Origin of the sequence: Pedobacter sp. KBW06 (assembly GCF_003852525.1) — a bacterium.
Taxonomy (GTDB): Bacteria; Bacteroidota; Bacteroidia; order Sphingobacteriales; family Sphingobacteriaceae; genus Pedobacter.
Genome location: NZ_QAJL01000013.1, coordinates 1,891 through 4,302, shown reverse-complemented (window position 1 = coordinate 4,302; position 2,412 = coordinate 1,891). Strand labels below are relative to the sequence as shown.

Genomic DNA, 2,412 nt, shown 5'->3' with positions numbered 1-2,412 from the left:
TGTTCCATCTGGCAGGAGGTGCTGGGAATTACCCCTGTGGGAATTACTGACGACTTCTTCCGGATCGGGGGAGATTCCATTCTCAGTATACAGGCAGCCAACCGCATCAGAAGGATGGGTTTCAACTGCCTGGTCAAGGATATTTTTTCCTATAGGACCGTAGAAAAACTGGAAAAGCATTTGCGTTACAACCGCAATGAAGTAGCGCTGCGTACCGAGCAGGGAATACTTTCTGGCAGCTTCGGCCTTTTACCGATACAACAATGGTTTGTTCAGTGGGTGACGGAAGGCCTCTTGCCGGAATACCAGCATTGGAACCAGAGTTTTTTTATAAAAACAGATGCACTTGACATCGAAAAGCTGACACAGGCGATTGAAAAGCTGGTTCTGCAGCATGACATGCTCAGGACTAAATATACCATGTCGGGGGCGGAATGGCAGCAGACCTATTCGCCTCANNATTGAAATACCGGAAATAAAAACACTGGACATTCAACAACTGTCGCCTGCACAGATAGAGGAAACACTTTTCGAGTGGCAAAATGGCTTTGACCTCGAAAAAGGACCGCTCTTCCAGATCGGATACCTGTATGGATATTCAGATGGTACCGCACGTGTCTATATCGCCTTACACCATTTGATCGTGGATATGGTGAGTTGGCGCATCCTGGCAGAAGACCTCAGAACAGCTTACGAAGGAAAAAAACTTCCACAGAAAGGCAGCAGCTACCGTCAATGGGTAGAATACATGGAGGGCTATCCCGCGCTTTATCCGGACGAGAAACGCTACTGGGACAGCCAGACCGCTGATCTGCCGGCCGCTTCAGCAATACTGGAAAAACCTTTAACATTAAACATTGAACTGGATCCTGCTGTAACACAGGGACTATTGCAAAAGGCACCTGCAGCCTACAACACTCAGATCAACGACCTCCTGCTCACCGCATTAGCGCTTGCGCTTAAAGACTTAGACGGAGAAGACACGCACACCATCACATTGGAAGGTCATGGAAGAGAGCCTTTGGATCTAAGTATTGACCATAGCAGAACTGTAGGATGGTTTACCTCCATGTTCCCCGTCAGGCTAAAAACCAGCCCCTCAATCCAGGACAACATTCGTCTTGTGAAGGAGACGCTCTCGGCCATTCCGAATAAAGGCATAGGTTTTGGCACATTTCCAGCGAATAAAAACAAATTACCAGCCATAAGGTTCAATTACCTGGGGCAGTTCGACCATACGGATGCCGACTGGAAGATCGTTCAGGAAGGCACACTTCCGGAGATCCATCCTGACAATACGGATAATCTTCTGATCGATATCAATGGTATGGTGACAGCTGGCAAACTTAGTTTCGCCATCACTGCAAAACTTGGAGAAACCGACACCAGAAAACTGGCGGAATTCCTGCAGGGCCGTCTGGAAGAAACAATTCATCACTGCATTGAGAAAATACAGCTGGAAGGACCAGGCTTTACCCCTGCTGATTTCCACGCTGTAAACATCAGTCAGGAACTACTCGACAACCTGCAAACACGTGCATTCAAAAAGAACAATGGCATTGCACACCTCTTTTCTGCAAACAGTTTACAACAGGGCTTCATCTACCATGCTTTAAGTCAGCCGGACGATGACGCCTACCTGGTCCAGGTACTATACGACTACCAGCAAGCTCTGGACACCAACGCATATATAGCGGCCTGGAAAATGTGCATCGATCAGCATCCCATCCTGAGAACAGCTTTCGACTGGCAGGATGATGCGGTACAGGTCATCTACAAAAAAGGCAGACTGGAATATACGCTGCACGATATTTCAGACCTCCGCTCCTTCTCCGAAAAAGATAAACTCATAGCAGAAATCAGGATAAAGGACCGGACTCAGCCTTTTGACCTTTCCAGTCCGACGCTACTCAGAATCCATATTATTAAACAGACGGAGCAGCTCTACACCGTGATCAAGACAGGACATCACAGCATTATGGATGGCTGGAGTGAATCCCTGCTCTTCGCAAATCTGCATGGTCACTATCAGCAGCTTATGGCTGGCAAGCGTCCGTTGATATCAGAAGACGAATCCTACCTGTCGGCACAACAATACATACTGGAGCATAAGCAATGGGCCAATTCCTATTGGGAAAAGGCCCTGGCCGACCTGGATGGAGCCAACAATATCAACGCATTGCTCAGCAGAGCTGCAGACCTGGACAACTACAGATTGGTAGAACATGGCGCAGAGAAAAGCCTGCCCATCCCCGGGGAACTGCTCGCGAAAATCAGGAGCTTATGCATGAAAGAAGGAGTTACGATCAATGTTGTGATCCAATTCCTATGGCATAAAATATTACAGGTATACAGCGGGACTGACAGGACCGTGGTGGGTACTACGGTATCCGGAAGAGAACTGCCTGTAGA

The 2,412-nt window shown here is 48.1% G+C and carries 2 protein-coding genes; both read left to right on the top strand.

Annotated elements, in window-relative coordinates; translation table 11 throughout:
• The coding region (locus DBR43_RS33480) for a phosphopantetheine-binding protein (protein ID WP_158622661.1) at positions 1–465 on the top strand (465 nt) is incomplete at its 5' end.
• Positions 395–2,412: condensation domain-containing protein (locus tag DBR43_RS33475; protein ID WP_199757188.1), on the top strand; the 2,018-nt coding region annotated here is incomplete at its 3' end. The genes DBR43_RS33480 and DBR43_RS33475, both read left to right, overlap by 71 nt.